We start from the raw sequence: 16,833 nt of genomic DNA, 5'->3' as shown, positions 1-16,833 counted from the left end.
AGCGCGCTACCAGGAACCTGATGAGCCGCCGCCACTGAAGCCACCACCGCCTCCAGACCAACCGCCTCCACCGCCACCCCAGCCTCCACCGCCGAAAGTGCCGCCACCAAATCCACCGCGACCACCTAAGTAACGGCCACGGCCGCCACCAAATCTGCCCAGTACTGAAATGATGATGAGTAGAAGAATGATAACACCAATAGGAATGCCGCCGCCCTTATCGTCAGAACGATCCTCAGTAGTCATGCCTTTTTCATCGGCAAATTCTTTATCTGCCAAAGCCATGATCTGAGCGACACCTGCATAAATTCCGTCGGCATATCTTTGCTTACGGAAATAAGGAGTCACAACATCCGCGATGATTCTTTTCGCATAGACATCGGGAATTGCACCCTCAAGCCCTTGGCCCACTTCAATGCGCATTTTACGATCTTGCAGTGCGATCAGAAATAAAACGCCATTGTCTTTTTTAGCATCGCCCAACTTCCACTGATCCGTGATTTTGATGGAAGCTTGCTCGATCGGCTCGCCCTCAAGGGAGTTGATCACCAGAACCTGGATCTGTGCCTTGCCACGTTTGTTGAAATCAAACAGAAGCTGCGTCAGATCCTGACGCATGGAACGTGGGATGACACCCACCTCGTCCATAACAGGCCCCTGCAAGGCAGGAACCTTGAATTCGGCGCGAGCTTGAAAACTCGCCACCAAAAGAATGGGGAGCAAAAGCCAAGATAATATGCGCATTAGAATTTAACTTCTGGCGCTTTCTCAGCAGTCGCCTTTTCATCGGCTGACATATCCCATTGAGGCATCTTTTCGAAATGATACATCACAGAATTTGTCCAGCTTGTTGGCGGAATAGTTACCAGATTATTAAATTGGTTGATCGATTCAATATAACGTTGGCGAGCGATCGTGATGCGATTTTCCGTGCCCTCAAGTTGCGCTTGAAGATCACGGAAATTTTGATCTGCTTTAAGGTTCGGATAATTTTCAGTTACCACCATCAAACGACCCAAAGCTTGCGACAAACCGCTTTGCGCTTTTTGGTATTCTGCCAATTGTTGAGGCGTCACTTTGGATGGATCGATCTGCATTGAAGTTGCTTTGGCACGAGCTTCCACCACTTGGGTCAAAGTTGTTTCCTCGTGTTTCGCGTAACCTTTCACCACGTTCACAAGATTTGGAATCAAGTCAGCTCGACGTTTGTATTGATTTGACACCTCTGCCAAGGAAGCTTCCGTCGCATTTTTAGATTGAGGAATGCTTTGAATCCCGCAACCCGCTAGAAATGGCAATACAAGAGACATCAAAAGAACTTTAGACATACGTTTCATGGGAAAAACCTCCATGTCCATTTCTATCGAATCTCTCAGTGACGCTCAATGAAAACCGGTCTATATTAGTCGAATGACACGCACGATTAAACTTCGCTACACCGAGACAACCGGTTGCATCTTCGTTGACAAGATTGCCGGTCTAAACACGCACACCCCAGAGCATGGACAGCGTGGTTGCGTCGAAGTTTACGAGGAGGAATTGGATCGCAAACTTTTCGTCGTGCATCGTCTGGATAAAGCGACTTCAGGTGCGTTGTGCTTTGCTAAGACCTCCGAAGATGCGGCGGAAATATCCCGCCTGTTTGAACAACATTTGGTAAGCAAGAAATATCTTTTTTTAACCGACAAGCCCGCAGGCTCGCTGGAATTCACTTACCAGTCGCACATCGAAAAAGAAAAAAACAAATTCGTCAGCACCAAAGACAAAGAGGCGAACTCTAAAACGACCTTCCGATGGATCAAAGCTTTGGGAAGATTCCAATTATGGGAGGCGACACCTCATACGGGGAAACCTCATCAAATTCGCCTGCATGCCGAAGCCAAAGGCATCCCTATTTTGGGAGATAGCGAACATGGTGGCAGCCGCTTTTATCGCCTGTGTCTGCATTCCCACTCTTTGGAATTCACGCTGAAAGGCGAACACATCAAATTTGAAACAGATCTTCCGGTGTGGGCCAAAGATGGCGAGCTGAATGAGCACGAAGAAGACTTGATTCTGGGTGAAGCCTTTCAACGTCGCGAACGCCTGTTTAAGTTTTCAGAATTGAAGGACGAAAGCTTACGTCTGTCTCATCGTGAACTCGACACTTATCGTATCGATCAGTACGGCGAATACTTGTGGGTCTATTGGTACAAAGAGGAAGACCCTTCTGTTCCAGATCTTTTACGCTTTGAAAAGATCTCTAAAAAATTAAAAAAGAAAATCTTAATTCGTAAAATGCTCAACCGTGGAGACGATCCAAATGCAGAGCTTTTGTGGACTATCGGACAGACCCAAACCAGCTGGATCGCCAAAGAAAACAATGTGAAGTACGAACTTCGCAGTGATACCGGCCTATCCCCTGGACTGTTTTTAGATCAACGTGAAAATCGTCTGTGGGTCAGCGAACATGCCCAAGATCGCCGCGTCTTAAATCTATTTTCTTACACGAGTGGCTTTAGCGTGGTATCTGCCATGGCCGGGGCCCAGGAAGTTTGTACAGTTGATGTCTCTTCAAATTTCCTGGATTGGAGTAAGCGCAATTTCATTCTGAATGGCCTTGATCCGGAACATGAGAAGTATGAATTCTGGAACAGTGACTGCATTTTGTTCTTAAAAGGCACTGTTCGTCGCAAGCGCAAATTCGGCTTGATCATCTGTGACCCGCCTTCTTTTGGCCGTTCGAAAAATGGCGTGTTTTCAATCAGCAAGAACTTTGATGAGCTTTTGATCAATGCGATGTACTGCTTGGAAAAAAACGGCCTGCTTTTATTCTGTACGAATTACGAAAAGTGGAATAGCGGCGACCTCCATCTGCGATTAGAGAAACTTAAAAGAGAATTCTCCTTTAAGATTCTTCCGGCTCCTTCCCAAGGCATTGACTTTGAATTGCCTGATCAGGAGCCTTTGATGAAATCCATTATCCTTCGCAAGAACTAGTGAGATATTCCCTGTAAAACAACAACAGGGAATTTTTGAAACAGATCTTTTGCAGTGAAGGATCCTCCCTTGAATTCCTCCCCCGTTATGATGTTTTTCCAGTGACGAGGGGCATTGGCAGGAAAATCAAATTGAAGCGACAACAACTCTGGATCGCTCACCTTTAAATCCCCCAGTTCCATTTTCGTTTTTCCTAAGTAACGCGGAATAACGGTCAGAATCCATTGCTTGTCATGATGTCTGAAATAACTTACGAAATGATTTTTTCGGGCACCGGTTCCCTCCAGAGGCAAATACTCACCTTTTAGGAATACGTCAGGCCAGTGCCGCCGACACTGCAAAAGTCTCCAGGTCAGATAGGTTTTGACCTCTCCCGAGGTCCAATTCTTTAAAATCCCATCAAGATAGGTCAAAGGATTTTCACGCACGGCTTTTTTCATTTTGCTTAGGAAATCTTTTCTTAGACCATAATTCACTGGGCGACGATTATCGGGATCGACCAAACTTAAATCCCAGCTCTCACAACCCTGATAAAAATCAGCGACGCCGACGCCCGTACATTTCAGGGTCAAGAGAGAAAGTGAATTAAAGGCACCAAAAAAACTGCATCTTTCAGCAAAATTTGAAAGTTTCTTAAGAAGCCTTTTATCACCCCTTCCCTGAGGGGAAAGAAGCTCAAAAACATAGGACTTCAGCTTTTCCTCATAGGTGGAGTTGGTCTCGGACCAACTGGTTTCTGTCTTAGCCTCGCGAGTCGCTTTGACGAAATAGTCCTGCATGCGCTTAATGAAATCTTCACTCATCTGACCATCATGAGGCCAAGCACCCACAAGCGTCTCAAGAATAAAATAGAGGACTCTTTTTGAGGGGAAATCTTGTGTTCCAAAATCTCTCACGATCTCCTCGTATAAACTGGTCCAATCGAAAGGCACTTCGGAAAGATAATGGATTCGCGAGCGCACATCTTCGCTGCGCTTGGTATCGTGCGTGGAGGTCGCATTCATGCTCATCGGAAAAGTTCTTAATTTTTCCTGTTGAAACGCATGAAACTCCAAAGAGCCATCGCCGATCCAATCCGGTTCACCTCCGACCCCGTTTAAAGAAAGTAGAGGACAATAACGATACAAGGCGGTGTCTTCCAAACCTTTTGCCATCACGGGCCCCGTCAGTTGCTCCCAACGCTTGATGCACAAAAGAAGGTCATCACCCCAAATTCCTTTCGCATGAAATACGCTACGCAACCACTCGAAGGCTTTTGGATTTGAAATTTTGCCTCGGCCTTGAGCCTCTTTAAAGGCGTCTTCCAACCACGGCGACCGAAGTTCTTTCCCTTCCTGTGCATAGGTTCGATAAATTCTTAAGGACGCTGTCACCTCGACTATTGCTTCCTTTAATTCCTCTTTGCCAAATTGCCCACGATATTTTTTATCGTCCTGTGCGCATTCGAAAAAAATATCGGTTAAGTGAGTGAGCTCGGAAATGTAATACTGATCCAACATTTCTTTTTTGCTATCATACACACAGTCATGAAAACGCTCCCAACGATTGTCGATATTTTCCAGGTAGTGCGAATGTAAATGTAAAAGACCAGGAACTTCGATAAAAAGCCTTGCACTGTATATTGAGAATTCATAGCCCGTGGTGCCTTCGATGGGCCAGTCGACGGGGGGAATTTCCCCATTACCCAAAATTTTTTCGACCCACACGTGAGAACATTTCTTAGAAAGACTTTTCAGGTATTCATCTGGGAAGGTCAGGCCGTCGATATGATCAATCCGCAGTCCTTGAATCGCGGGATACTTTTTTAAAAGTTCAAAAATCTTTTCATGGGACCATTTGAAAACACTTTGGTTTTCCATCTTAAGTCCCACCAGGCCGTTAATGTCAAAAAAACGTCGGTAATTCACTTCACGACTGCCTGAGCGCCAATCTTTCATCACGTAATGCTGTTGGTTCAAAATGTCATTCAGCGCCTTTAAGGAAACCTGGGATAGAATGTGCAACAGTACTTCTTTGTGCGCGGGATCGTCAGCGATCCAGTTAGCAACCGAGGTCAGACTTTTGACATGCTTTTTATCGATTTTCTTTTGCAGTTCCTGGTAAATCAGCTCATAGGAATCCGGATTCAGGGGGTAATGAGCTTCAAAATATTTAATCGCAAAATCTCCTTCATAAAAGGTCAACACCAACTCCCGGGACAGAACTGCCGCTTCACGATTTTTTCCCAACACAGGTAAAATGATTTTCGTTTTGGCTGGATCCTCACCTTTAATGTCAAAGGCCTTCCAATGACTGGATTTATGACCGTGCTTAAGTACATCCCACCATTTGGGATTTTTCCAGCTGGAGGAAAGATGGTTGGGAACGATATCTAGAATAACTCCTTCGATTGCCGTCCCTGGTAACCCCTCCATCAATCTTGCAAAGCCCGCTTCCCCACCTCTTTCTTCACTGATTTTCTCGGGATTGGTTCCATCATAACCATGGGTGCTTCCAGCTTCTGATTCCAAAATAGGAGACAAATACAGGTGAGAAATTCCAAGATCACTGAAATAGCCCAGATGCTCCAGGACATTCTGAAATTTAAAGTCCTTGTGCAGCTGCAGGCGGTACGTCGAAAGAAATGACATGACTTAAACTCCTTTCAAAAGGACCACAGAAAACGGCGCTACTCTTAAGCGATGATCCGTTAGGGGTTTTCCAAAGTCTGAACTTGATGAATCAAATAAAATCTCCTGCCCGGGAGTGATATCAAGTTCCACCACAGAGTTTTTCAGGGAAATCACCAAATCAATTGAGCTTTCCTTTTGACCGGCTTGAATTCTAAAAACCTCGTTCTCAATTTTCTGAGTGGTGACCTGTTGATTGTAAAATCCTTGTTCACGTATCCACTTGGAGAGCTGTATCAAACGCCCGTACAATCTTGAAAATGCTTGCGCCTCTTCAGAAGTGGCAGCAGCTTCCCAGCAGACACGACAGGTGTTGAAAGTTTCTTCAGAACCTGGATCTGGAGGTTCTTCTTTCCATCCAAAGCTTGCGAATTCCTTCTTTCGACCTTCGCGCACTGCTTGCAATAATTTCGGATCCGTATGATCGACAAAATATAAAAACGGCACGGTGGCACCGACTTCTTCGCCCATAAAGATCAAAGGAAGTCCGCCAGACAAAAACAACAGTGCCGCTGCCAGTTTTGATTTCTGAGCGCCACAGATCTGAATAAGTCGCTCGCCATCTTTGCGATTTCCGATTTGGTCATGATTTTGAATGCAATAAACCAGCTGGCTTCGATCGACACCAGAATAATCCCGTCCTCGGGTCAGATTGTGAAACTGCGAATACTGTCCATCAAAGACAACACCTCGTTCTAAGACATCGGTTATTTGCTCCGGCACACCGAAGTCGGAATAGTAACCCGAGATCTCGTGAGTGAGCAGCGTGTGAACGACATGATGAAAGTCATCGGCCCAGTGGGCACTTAAGCCAAAGCCACCATTCTTTTGACTAAGTACCAACCGGGGATCGTTGGTGTCATTTTCAGCGATCAGGTGAATATCCCTTCGCAACCGCTGCGAAAGCTGAATGCGTAGATCTGCCAGATGTTCTAAAAAATGCTTGGCGGAACCATCCATGATGGAATGAACGGCATCCAGGCGCAGTCCATCGAAATGAAATTCCTCCATCCATTGCTGGGCATTTGACAGAAAGAAGTTTTTAACTTCATCACTCCCCGCACCATCAAAGTTAAGAGCATCACCCCAGGGGTTTTTATACTTGTCATGAAAATAGGGACCCAACATGGAAAGGTAATTTCCCTCCGGTCCCATGTGATTATAGACCACATCCAAAAGGACCGCCATGCCACGCTCATGGCAATAGTTCACTAAGGACTTAAGCTCTAGTGGCGAGAGGTCTTCAGATCCATAGGAATTTTGAGCTGCAAAAATCCCGACACCATCATACCCCCAGTTTCGTCTTCCTGCGAATTGGGCAATGGGCATAATTTCGATACAATTAACACCCAAACCCAAAAGACGATCCACGTGTTTTTTTATTCCCGAGAATGTTCCTTCCGGGGTGAAGGTGCCGACATGCAGTTCATAAATGACGAGCTGATTTAATGGCAATCCCCGCCACTGACTGTCAGTCCAATTAAAGTCTGAGGACAGAAATTGCGATGGACCATGAGGACCTTCAGGCTGATAGCGTGACGCCGGGTCTGGAATTTCGACTTTACCATCCAATTTAAATTTATATAAATCTGAAGACGGTTTTCCAGGGCTGATCCATCTGAAATAACCGCGCTCTTCCCGTTGCATCGGAAAGTTTTCCAGAACTTTACCTTGAGAGGAATATAACACCACATCGACATTTTTGCAGGCCGGAGCCCAGACTCTGAAGGAGTAATAATCGCCCTCTTGCCATGCGCCGATGTGAGTTCGTTTCATTGCAAATCTCCCGCAAATTTAAAGTACATTCCCGCCAATGGCGGCAAAGTCAGGTTCAGGCTTTGCGCACGACCGTGGGCCGCGATGTCTTCGGTGACAGCTTCCCCAAAATTACCTTGCCCGCTTCCTCCGTAAAGTTCGGAGTCGGTATTTAAAATTTCTTTCCACACTCCAGGACGATCCGTACCCACTCGGTAATTGTTACGGGGAACCGGAGTCATATTGAAAATGCACAAAACCGTTCCGCCCTGTTTATCCCGCCTAAAAAAGCTAAAGATGCTGTTACTCGCATCACTGGCATCCAGCCATTCAAAGCCACTGGCTGAAAAATCCTGCTCATGAAGAGCGGTCTGTCCCCGGTAAAGATGATTGAGATCCTTGACCAATCGTTGCACCTGTCCATGGGATCTGTCGTGGGTCAGATGCCAATCTAAGCTCGAGTCATGATCCCACTCTGTTTTCTGCGCAAATTCACAGCCCATAAACAGAAGTTTTTTCCCGGGCATGGCGTACATGTACGAATAAAGAGTGCGAATGTTTGCAAACTTTTGCCATTCATCCCCGCTCATCTTGTCATACACTGAGCCCTTTCCATAGACGACCTCGTCGTGAGATATTGAAAGTACAAAGTTTTCGTTGAACGCATACATCATGCGAAAGGTTAACTGGTTTTGATGATGTTTACGGTGAATGGCATTTTTGCGAAAGTATTCAAAGGTATCATGCATCCATCCCATGTCCCACTTCATGCCAAAGCCAAGACCTCCGGCATAGGTGGGAGCTGAAACTTTCGGCCAGGCCGTCGACTCTTCGGCAATGGTATGAACATCCGGAAATTCTGAATAAACCGCTTCGTTGAGATCTTTTAAAAATTCAATTGCCTCGATGTTCTCTCTTCCACCGTATCGATTGGGAATCCACTCCCCGGTTTTGCGCGAATAATCCAAATACAGCATCGAGGCCACCGCATCGACACGGAGACCATCGATGTGATATTTATCAAGCCAGAAAATGGCGCTGGAAATCAGAAAGCTTCGCACTTCGTGACGTCCATAATTAAAGATCAAACTGTTCCAGTCAGGATGAAAACCCAAACGCGGATCCTCATGCTCGAACAAATGCGTGCCATTAAATTTAGACAAAGCAAATCCGTCTTCTGGAAAATGTGAAGGCACCCAATCCAAAATCACACCAATGTTTTCTTGATGTAAGCGATCAATTAAATACATAAAGTCCTGAGGAGTTCCGTAGCGACAAGTCGGAGCAAAATACCCTGTCGTCTGATAACCCCATGATCCATAGAAGGGATGCTCCATGATGGGCATTAATTCCACATGGGAAAATCCCATTTCTTTCACATAAGCTGGTAATTCCTCTGCGAGTTCACGGTAAGTGAGACTGCGCCCTCCCTGTTCAGGATTTCTGCGCCAGGATCCCAAATGCACCTCGTAGATGGACATCCCTTGATCGCGCGACTGCAGTTGATGGCGGTTTTTCATCCATTCGTGATCTTGCCACTGGTATTCCAGATCCCAAATACGGCTTGCCGTGCGAGGAGGCTCCTCACAATAAAAGGCATAGGGATCGGCTTTTTCTATCTGTTGATTGTGAATGGAGGTGATAATAAATTTATAATTTTGGCCTTGCTGAGCAAAAGGGACAAATCCGGTCCAAACGCCCGATTGTCCCTGACTGTATAAAGCATGCTGCTCGCGATTCCAATAATTGAAATCACCGGCGACATGAACTGCTTTTGCTCCGGGCGCCCAGACTGAAAACCATGTTCCATCCTGCCCGTTATGAACTCCTACGTGTGCACCCATACGAATATACGACCTATGATGTGATCCTTCATTGAAGAGATAAATGTCTTCCGAGGTCAGTAGCGTATCCATGCTCTTTCCTTTTTTTACGCAAATGCGCCAGTCGATTGATAAACTTATTCACTTCGGAACTGTGGCACCATTCTTCGACAGAGAATTTGAGTTTCCTGCTCCAATTTGGATACTCGTGCCACGTTCCGGGAATATTCTGAGGAAGCGTTTCTCCCCACAGATCTTCGATATTCATTAAAAACAAATTTCCCGGGCTTTCGGCCATTAGTTCACTGATTCTGACAAATAACTTATCGGGGTCCGACACATTAAGATCCTGACACCACTGTGCGACGGTTTGCTGACGGGCGTGCAATTCCTTGCGGGCTTTTTTCGCGGTGTAAATTCCCAGATTCTTAAACTTCTCGATATCCAATCCCTGCAAAAAGCCCTGAAAGGGATAAAGATCATGTGTGTTCAGGCAAATCAAATTCTCGGAGGGAATTTTGGCAATCGCTTTTGACGGAGAGTCCCCGGCCTCAAAAGGAAAAACCCACATTCCTTTAAATCCATGATTCTTCAAGGAGCGCTGAATGGACTCGGGCACGGTTCCCAGATTTTCACCGATGATATGGACCTCATGGCGTTTCGCTTCAAGCGCAACGACGGCGAAAACTTCGTCGGGTTGATAACGAAGATAAACACCTTCGCGGGCATCATGGCCTTCTGGAATCACGTAAAGTCTTTTAAAGGCCATCACGTGATCCAAACGAATGTAATTTCCTGAAAGCATGTGCGCGCGCAGAGACTCTATTAAATACCTGTATTCTTTTTTCCGAGTCGCCTCCGGATGGGGCGGTGCAATTCCCCAGTTTTGACCCTTTCGAAAAAGAAGATCTGGCGGAGCCCCCACGTTCAGTTGGTTGATAAAATCCGTTGCAAAGTGATGATTATCAAATCCACCTTTCGAAGTACCGACAGGGTAATCGAGATAAATGCCAACGTGTTCTTTGCTGGCTTGCTTTTTGAGATCCTTTAATTGTCTTTCCATCTGAAACTGAGAAAAAAGGTGGTACTGCATTTTCTCTCGGTCGTTACCTGAGCGAAATTGGCAATATTCTAGAAGCAGGAACTTATTCGTCAGAAACTTGATGTACTCTTTATCTTTGCCGGCATAAATTTGCGCATACTTTTGGGCCAAATCAAAAATCATTTTTTGCTTGAGCGGAACTACTTGGGAATACAGGACCTTGTCACTTTCCCGGACCTGGGCCACTTGTTGAAGATCGCGTTGTTGATAAACTTCCTCTAGCTTCGGATACTTTCTGACAATTTCGTCCAGATCCAGATAAATTTCATTCCAGAACATTTTAGAAACAGGTGAATAAGGGCTGACGGCATCCCACTTTGCGCCAAAGTCTTGAGCTAAAAGTGGCAGAGTTCCGATGAACTCAACGCCATGATTGGATGCGGTTTTCTGCAGAAACGACAAATCCCCCAAATCACCGATGCCCCAATTGCGCTGACTGCGGAGAGAGTAAAGGGGTGCAAAAAAGCCGAGTTTTTTATTTTCGGATTTTTCTTGGTGAGCCGGTGCGCTGATCAGCAATGTTTTTGCTAAGGCCACACCTTCCTCAATCATTGAAAGGTGATAATATCCCTCCTTCAGAGATTTTTCAGAATGAAACCGAACGCGCCGATGAATCTTCTCCCCGACATGATACAGCTTCCCCGAAAGCTCCGCCTTAAAGTAAATTTCTTCGCTGTTACCATTTTCGTCTTCAAGAAGAAATTTTAGCTTCTCGGGGGATTTATCGTGAGTCAAGAATGCCGACACTTTAATCCCTGCCATAGCTTTTTGTGCAGAAGCGGGTTCAAAGATAGTTTGTACTTTGCGTTTGATTCTTTCCAAAATCACAATGTGTAAGGAGTTTGAGTCCTTCACTTCTTGTCCTGAAAGCAAAGACAAGACTTTGCGAATAGCCGACGAAGAGCTCGCCACGGGCTCCCCCAGAGCATTCAGATAATCTGGCTGAATGCCCCAATATCGCGCGGCCTTTCTTAAAAGTCTTTTTTCTACAGCGTCTGCCATGGTTCCGGATTTCTTGGTTGAGATTCTTTGGGAGGCGCTGGTTGTGCGCGAATACCCACGATGTTTAAAATGCCTTTCAAGGGAATATCCACCCAATCAGGACGATTGCGGGCTTCGTATCCTATTTCATAAAGAGCTTTTTCAAGCAGGAACAATTTTAAGACGGCCAAAGTTTGATCAATATCTTTTGGAATAATAGGACTATCTCCGACGGTTTCCAAATAGCCTTTTAGAAACTCAATACTTGCCCAACGAGACCAAACTTGAAGATGCTGACCTAATCGCAGTTTATCTTGCTCCTTTAGGTTTTGCTTTTTCAGGTAAAATTCCGGGACATACTCAAATGAGCGAATCATTCCGGCGACGTCTTTCAATGGGGAACGTTTCAATTTTCTTTCCCCGAAGCCTCGTGCGGGTTCTCCTTCAAAATCGATGATCTTGAAATCTTGCCCTGTGAACAAGACCTGCCCCAAATGGTAATCCCCATGAATGCGGGTGCGTAAAGAAAGAATCGGAACCGATTTCATATAGGCAAAGGAGTCATAAATCTTATCCGCGGAGGCAAGCAGGGACTCTGCCATATCGCGGGTTTTCTCATCCAAGCTTGGAAGATTTGCTCGTAAAATTTCTGACGTCTTTTCCGAAAGATTCCGGAAACTTTGAAAGACGGAGCGTTGATGAAACGGCGTATACGCTTCGGGAATAAATCCTGGATCTCGCTCTTCACTTCCCAGGACCAGATGCATTTCTGCAGTTTTGATCCCTAATTTTTTCGCATACATCAAGGTGTAACCCGTAAGATCTTGAAAATCGGCCGTGGGCGCAAATTTCAAAACTTCTTCGTTAATCGGCGGGATCAATGGAATCTGATCCAGAGTTCCTTCCAGATTCATTCGTTCGGCGATCTGGGAAACCTTGTCCGTCATCAATGACCAACCGTCGGTTTCATGGGCCAACACATCTTCCACGATAGCCAGAGACGAAACGACGTTTCCGTGCTGATAGGAAAGATTTCCCAAATAGCGCGATGTTTCCGTGAAGTTCTTATCGCTGAGGAAGCGACCCATCTCGACTTCAGGATTCTCGCCTTCTTCCACACGGCGATAGAATTTCAAATAATACCGATCCCCAAATGTCAGTGACGAGTTGCTTTGCTCGAGACTTTTAAAAGTTGGCTCTGGTAATGATGCCGGCGGTGTTTCTCTGAATTCGCCGACGATTTTTCCGAGCGCACTTTTAATGACTTTACGGCGCACGATTAAATCTAAAACACCCTTACAGAATTCAGCCTGTTGCAGGCAATCATAGACGACACCATTTGTTTTAGATTGGGTTTCCGCTATAACCATCGATGGACGCTCGTCCGTGATTTTCTTTGCTTTCTCGCCTTCTGCATGACCAAGTCCCATCATGTAAACTTCAGGTAGACCCTCTGAGTAAAATACCTTGATCATGGCAAGATAACTTGGGCTGCTTTCATCGCCCACAGGCACGGTCAAATAATCCAGCAACTCCAGATAGCTGATTTTTCGCCCCTTCCCGCTGAACCACCGAGAACGCTGCAGATACCCTTTGATGGATTTTGAAAGCGGAAGCCACATTTTTCTGCCGCGTAAATTCAAAAGTGGATTCGCTTCCTCGGTAGGTAGAACCAACGGTTTTCCCCAGTCCAGTTGCTCATTCATTTGCTTTTCTGAAATTTGCAGCCAATAAAAAGAATACGGTGTCAAAGTTAAGACATAAGCAGAGTCCGTCACCTTGGGGAACTCCGTCTGTCCAAACAATTCTATGGGCACCGCACCTTTAAAACGTGACAAGTCCAATTCAACAAATTGAGAGTTCCTGGAAAGATTGGCGACACAAACAACAAACTCCCCATCCTGCTCTCGCATATAACTAAGCACTTTAGGATTGCTGTTATTGATCACTTCAAATTTTCCGCGGCTGAAGACAGTGTTTCCTGCGCGAAGAGAAATCAATTTTCCCATCCACCACAGCAAAGAAGTAGGATTGCTTCTAAGGGCTTCGACATTCACGGACTCGGAATGATATTCCGGTGTGGAGACCACTGGTAGATAGAGTTTTTGCGGATTGGATTTGGAAAATCCTGCATTTCGATCCAAATTCCATTGAAACGGAGTGCGTACACCGTCGCGGTCCCCCAGATAGATATTATCTCCCATACCAATCTCATCGCCATAGTAAATGATCGGCGATCCTGGAAGTGAAAACAGCAGCGCATTCAAAAGCTGAATCTGCCTGCGATCATTCCCCGCCAAAGGCGCTAAACGACGACGCAGTCCCAGATTAATGCGCGCACGGGGATCATTCGCATACACTTTGTACATGTAATCGCGTTCCTCGTCGGTCACCATTTCCAAGGTCAATTCATCGTGATTTCTTAAGAACGTCGCCCACTGACAGTTTTCTGGAATGGCCGGGGTCTGCTGCAAAATATCTACGATGGAGTAACGATCTTCCATTTTCAATGCCATAAACAGTCGAGGCATCAAAGGGAAGTGGAAGTTCATGTGGCACTCATCCCCGTTTCCAAAATAATTGACGGCATCTTCGGGCCACTGGTTTGCTTCGGCCAGCAACATGGATCCTGGATATTTTTTATCGATATAAGAACGCAGCTTTTTTAAATAGGCATGGGTCTCGGGCAGGTTTTCACAACTCGTTCCCTCTTTCTCGAAAAGATAAGGAACTGCATCCAGGCGCATGCCATCTACTCCCATGTCCATCCAAAAATCCAAAGCCTTATAGACAGCCTCCTGAACTTCGGGGTTTTCAAAATTGAGATCCGGTTGATGGGAGTAAAAACGGTGCCAGTAATATTTTTTAGCAATCGGATCCCAGGCCCAATTCGAAGTCTCGAAATCCTTAAAAATAATGCGAGTGCCTTTGTATTTGTTGGGATCATCACTCCACACATAGAAATTATGCCAATAGGATCCGGGGGGTGCGCGACGGGATTTTTGAAACCATTCATGTTGATCGGAAGTATGGTTGATCACCAATTCGGTGATCACGCGAATGTCTCGACGATGTGCCTCGTTCAGAAACTCTTGGAAGTCCTCAAGGGTTCCATAGGCCGGATTGATATTCGTATAGTCAGCGATATCATACCCATCGTCTTTTAAAGGCGAGGGATAAAAAGGCAGCAACCAGATGGCAGTGACCCCTAAGGTTTGTAAGTAATCCAGCTTTTGGATCAAACCCTGGAAATCACCAATGCCATCATCATTGGAATCGAAAAACGCCCGTACGTGCAGCTGGTAGATGATCGCATCTTTATACCAAAGGGGATTTTCCTGATTGGAGGTCTTGGTGATCATACCGTGGTTGTTCCTTGTTGTGTGGTTGACTTAATATGAACTTTAAAAATGTGGGCTGGCTGATCTGAACGAAGCTCGATGAAGTTTCTCCACCCGTTCCAAGTGTATTTCGTACCCGTCAGCAGATCTTCCATGTCGAAATTATCGTCCTCGCGAATATTCCAATCCAACAATGGCAATTCAAGCAGACCCGACTGGGTTCCGTGGGCATCAAGATTCACCACGGTCACAATGTGTTCGGAACCTAAAGTCTTTGAATAAGCAATCAGCTGATCATTCGAAATAGGATGAAAACGGAAGTTTCTGTTTTGCTGCAAAGGTTTTTGAGTATTGCGGATCTGATTAACTTTACTGATATAGGGAGTCAGCGAGTTGGGACTTTCTAAATTCCAAACGCGCACTTCATATTTTTCTGAATCCAGGTACTCTTCAGTTCCTTTGGCTTTCGGAGCTGACTCCATCAACTCAAAAGCGGGACCGTAAATTCCGTAATTACTCATCAGGGTCGCCGCCAGCACCAGACGCGCTTTGTATTGTGCGGGATTCGGCGTTTGCAAAGACTCGTGCAGAATATCAGGAGTGTTTGGCCAGAAATTCGCGCCAAAATAATCTTTCATTTCAGACTGAGTGAGCTCTGTCATATACTCTGTGAGTTCCCATTTCACATTTCTCCAGGTGAAGTAAGTATAGGACTGACTGAAACCTGACTTTGCCAGATACTGCATGATTTTAGGTCGAGTGAAGGCTTCCGAAAGAAAAATAACTTCAGGATGTTCCTGGCGAACATTGGCGATCAACCACTCCCAGAAATGAAAAGGCTTGGTGTGAGGATTATCCACGCGAAAGACCTTAACCCCTGCATTCACCCAATACTGCACGACGGACAATAGCTCTTGCCATAACTCGCGCCACGCGGGGGTTTCGAAATCAAAAGGATAAATATCCTGGTACTTTTTTGGAGGATTTTCGGCGTATTGAATCGTCCCATCCGGTCTTTTTTTAAACCATTCGGGATGCTCTTTTACATAGGGATGATCTGGAGCACATTGAAAGGCGATATCCATCGCAACTTCCATTCCCATACCCCGCGCCTTTTGCACCAGGCTCTTGAAATCTTGAAGAGTTCCAAGTTCTGGTAAAATGGCTTTATGCCCACCTTCAGCGGCGCCGATCGCCCATGGACTTCCCACCTCTCCGGGTTGAGCTGTCACGTTATTATTTTTACCTTTGCGGAAGCTTCGTCCAATAGGGTGAATGGGCGGGAAATAAACCACGTTGAAACCCATTTTGTGGATATAGGGAAGCCTTTGTTCGGCTTCTTTGAAAGTTCCATGATGTAACGGCGAAGAAACCACAGAGCGGGGAAAAAACTCATACCAACTACTAAAGCGAGCGATCTCGGGCTCAATGTTAAATACAACCTCGCTTTGAAAAGCCACAAAGCTTTCATCCTTAAAAACTTTCTGCGCGGCGCGCACCAGGACTGGGTCATTCAGAGAGGATTTTAAAGTGTTAAGGTCGGGATCTTGCTTGGTCTGCAACCATTTCTTAATTTGCGTGATATGAGAAGAGACGACGGACTTTTCTCCGGCTTCTTCGATGTGCTGATACAGAGCTTCAAGAAGATGCAGTCCTACCTGCAAGTCGATGGAAATATTTTGATCTGCTGTTTTCTTTTTCAGCACATCTGACTTCCATGTTCCAAAGCGGTCCAGGCATGCTTCGACCACGCAAATATAACGGCCCAATTTTTCAGCCTTGAAACTTGCGCTCCATTCGTCGTTATACTCTGCCGTCAGTTGATAGGTCACTGACTCCATTGCCGATTGATGGCGTACGTGCACACGGCCTTTAGGTAAATCATGACCATGAACTAATAAATGTGCGGTTATCTTCACATCATCATTCAGATATCTTTTCACGGCAAATCTACCGGCATCGATCATCGGCACCACCCGATCAATCACAACACTGGAGGGATTCTTAGAGAGTTGAGAAAACAGCAAAGGATTCTTCTGCATGACTACCTACAATTTTTTTATAAAGCTCATTGCTCTGCAGGTAATTTAGTTCAAGGTAATGAAAGTTTAAAAATTTTCTAAACAACTTTGTCAAAGCTCACACACAAAGTTGTTTTCTTTTCGAAACACTCACGACACGAT

At 45.6% G+C, this 16,833-nt stretch carries 9 protein-coding genes; 1 reads left to right on the top strand and 8 read right to left on the bottom strand.

The features are described 5' to 3' along the window. Positions 1-6 precede the first annotated feature (6 nt). Both ACLSU7_RS17515 and ACLSU7_RS17510 read right to left on the bottom strand, forming a co-directional pair. Positions 7-744 (bottom strand): TPM domain-containing protein, encoded by a 738-nt coding sequence (locus ACLSU7_RS17515; RefSeq protein ID WP_413293187.1) that lies wholly within the window; start codon positions 742-744, stop codon positions 7-9. Continuing rightward, positions 744-1,337, bottom strand: a complete 594-nt coding sequence (locus ACLSU7_RS17510; RefSeq protein ID WP_413293186.1) for a LemA family protein — start codon at positions 1,335-1,337, stop codon at positions 744-746. The genes ACLSU7_RS17515 and ACLSU7_RS17510 overlap by 1 nt, the downstream gene beginning before the upstream one ends. Positions 1,338-1,410: 73 nt before the next feature. On the opposite strand from ACLSU7_RS17510, the gene ACLSU7_RS17505 reads away from it, so the two are divergent. Beyond that, complete coding sequence (locus ACLSU7_RS17505) at positions 1,411-2,979, top strand: class I SAM-dependent methyltransferase (RefSeq protein WP_413293185.1); 1,569 nt, start codon at positions 1,411-1,413, stop codon at positions 2,977-2,979. On the opposite strand, the gene treY is transcribed toward ACLSU7_RS17505, so the two are convergent. From treY to ACLSU7_RS17475, 6 genes are read right to left on the bottom strand one after another with little or no spacing between them, the layout of a single operon-like run. Continuing rightward, on the bottom strand, positions 2,976-5,609 hold the full coding sequence (gene treY, locus ACLSU7_RS17500) for a malto-oligosyltrehalose synthase (protein ID WP_413293184.1): 2,634 nt from the start codon (positions 5,607-5,609) through the stop codon (positions 2,976-2,978). The genes ACLSU7_RS17505 and treY overlap by 4 nt on opposite strands. Before the next feature lie 3 nt (positions 5,610-5,612). Next, positions 5,613-7,424 carry a malto-oligosyltrehalose trehalohydrolase gene (gene treZ, locus ACLSU7_RS17495; RefSeq protein ID WP_413293183.1) on the bottom strand — a complete coding sequence of 604 codons (1,812 nt, stop codon included), beginning with the start codon at positions 7,422-7,424 and terminating at the stop codon, positions 5,613-5,615. Further along, on the bottom strand, positions 7,421-9,319 hold the full coding sequence (gene glgB, locus ACLSU7_RS17490) for a 1,4-alpha-glucan branching protein GlgB (protein ID WP_413293182.1): 1,899 nt from the start codon (positions 9,317-9,319) through the stop codon (positions 7,421-7,423). Before glgB ends, treZ begins: the two co-directional genes overlap by 4 nt. Continuing rightward, a complete protein-coding gene (locus tag ACLSU7_RS17485; RefSeq protein WP_413293181.1) occupies positions 9,276-11,330 on the bottom strand; it encodes a 4-alpha-glucanotransferase in 2,055 nt (684 codons plus the stop codon). Before ACLSU7_RS17485 ends, glgB begins: the two co-directional genes overlap by 44 nt. Next, positions 11,315-14,671, bottom strand: a complete 3,357-nt coding sequence (gene treS / locus ACLSU7_RS17480; RefSeq protein ID WP_413293180.1) for a maltose alpha-D-glucosyltransferase — start codon at positions 14,669-14,671, stop codon at positions 11,315-11,317. Before treS ends, ACLSU7_RS17485 begins: the two co-directional genes overlap by 16 nt. Further along, positions 14,668-16,692, bottom strand: coding sequence for a maltotransferase domain-containing protein (locus ACLSU7_RS17475; protein ID WP_413293179.1), 2,025 nt, complete (start codon positions 16,690-16,692; stop codon positions 14,668-14,670). Before ACLSU7_RS17475 ends, treS begins: the two co-directional genes overlap by 4 nt. Positions 16,693-16,833: the final 141 nt, after the last annotated feature.

The organism is Bdellovibrio sp. HCB185ZH, assembly GCF_047302455.1.
Lineage (GTDB): Bacteria > Bdellovibrionota > Bdellovibrionia > Bdellovibrionales > Bdellovibrionaceae > Bdellovibrio.
The sequence above is the reverse complement of the archived record's forward strand: the minus strand, read 5'-3'. Positions and strand labels throughout refer to the sequence as shown.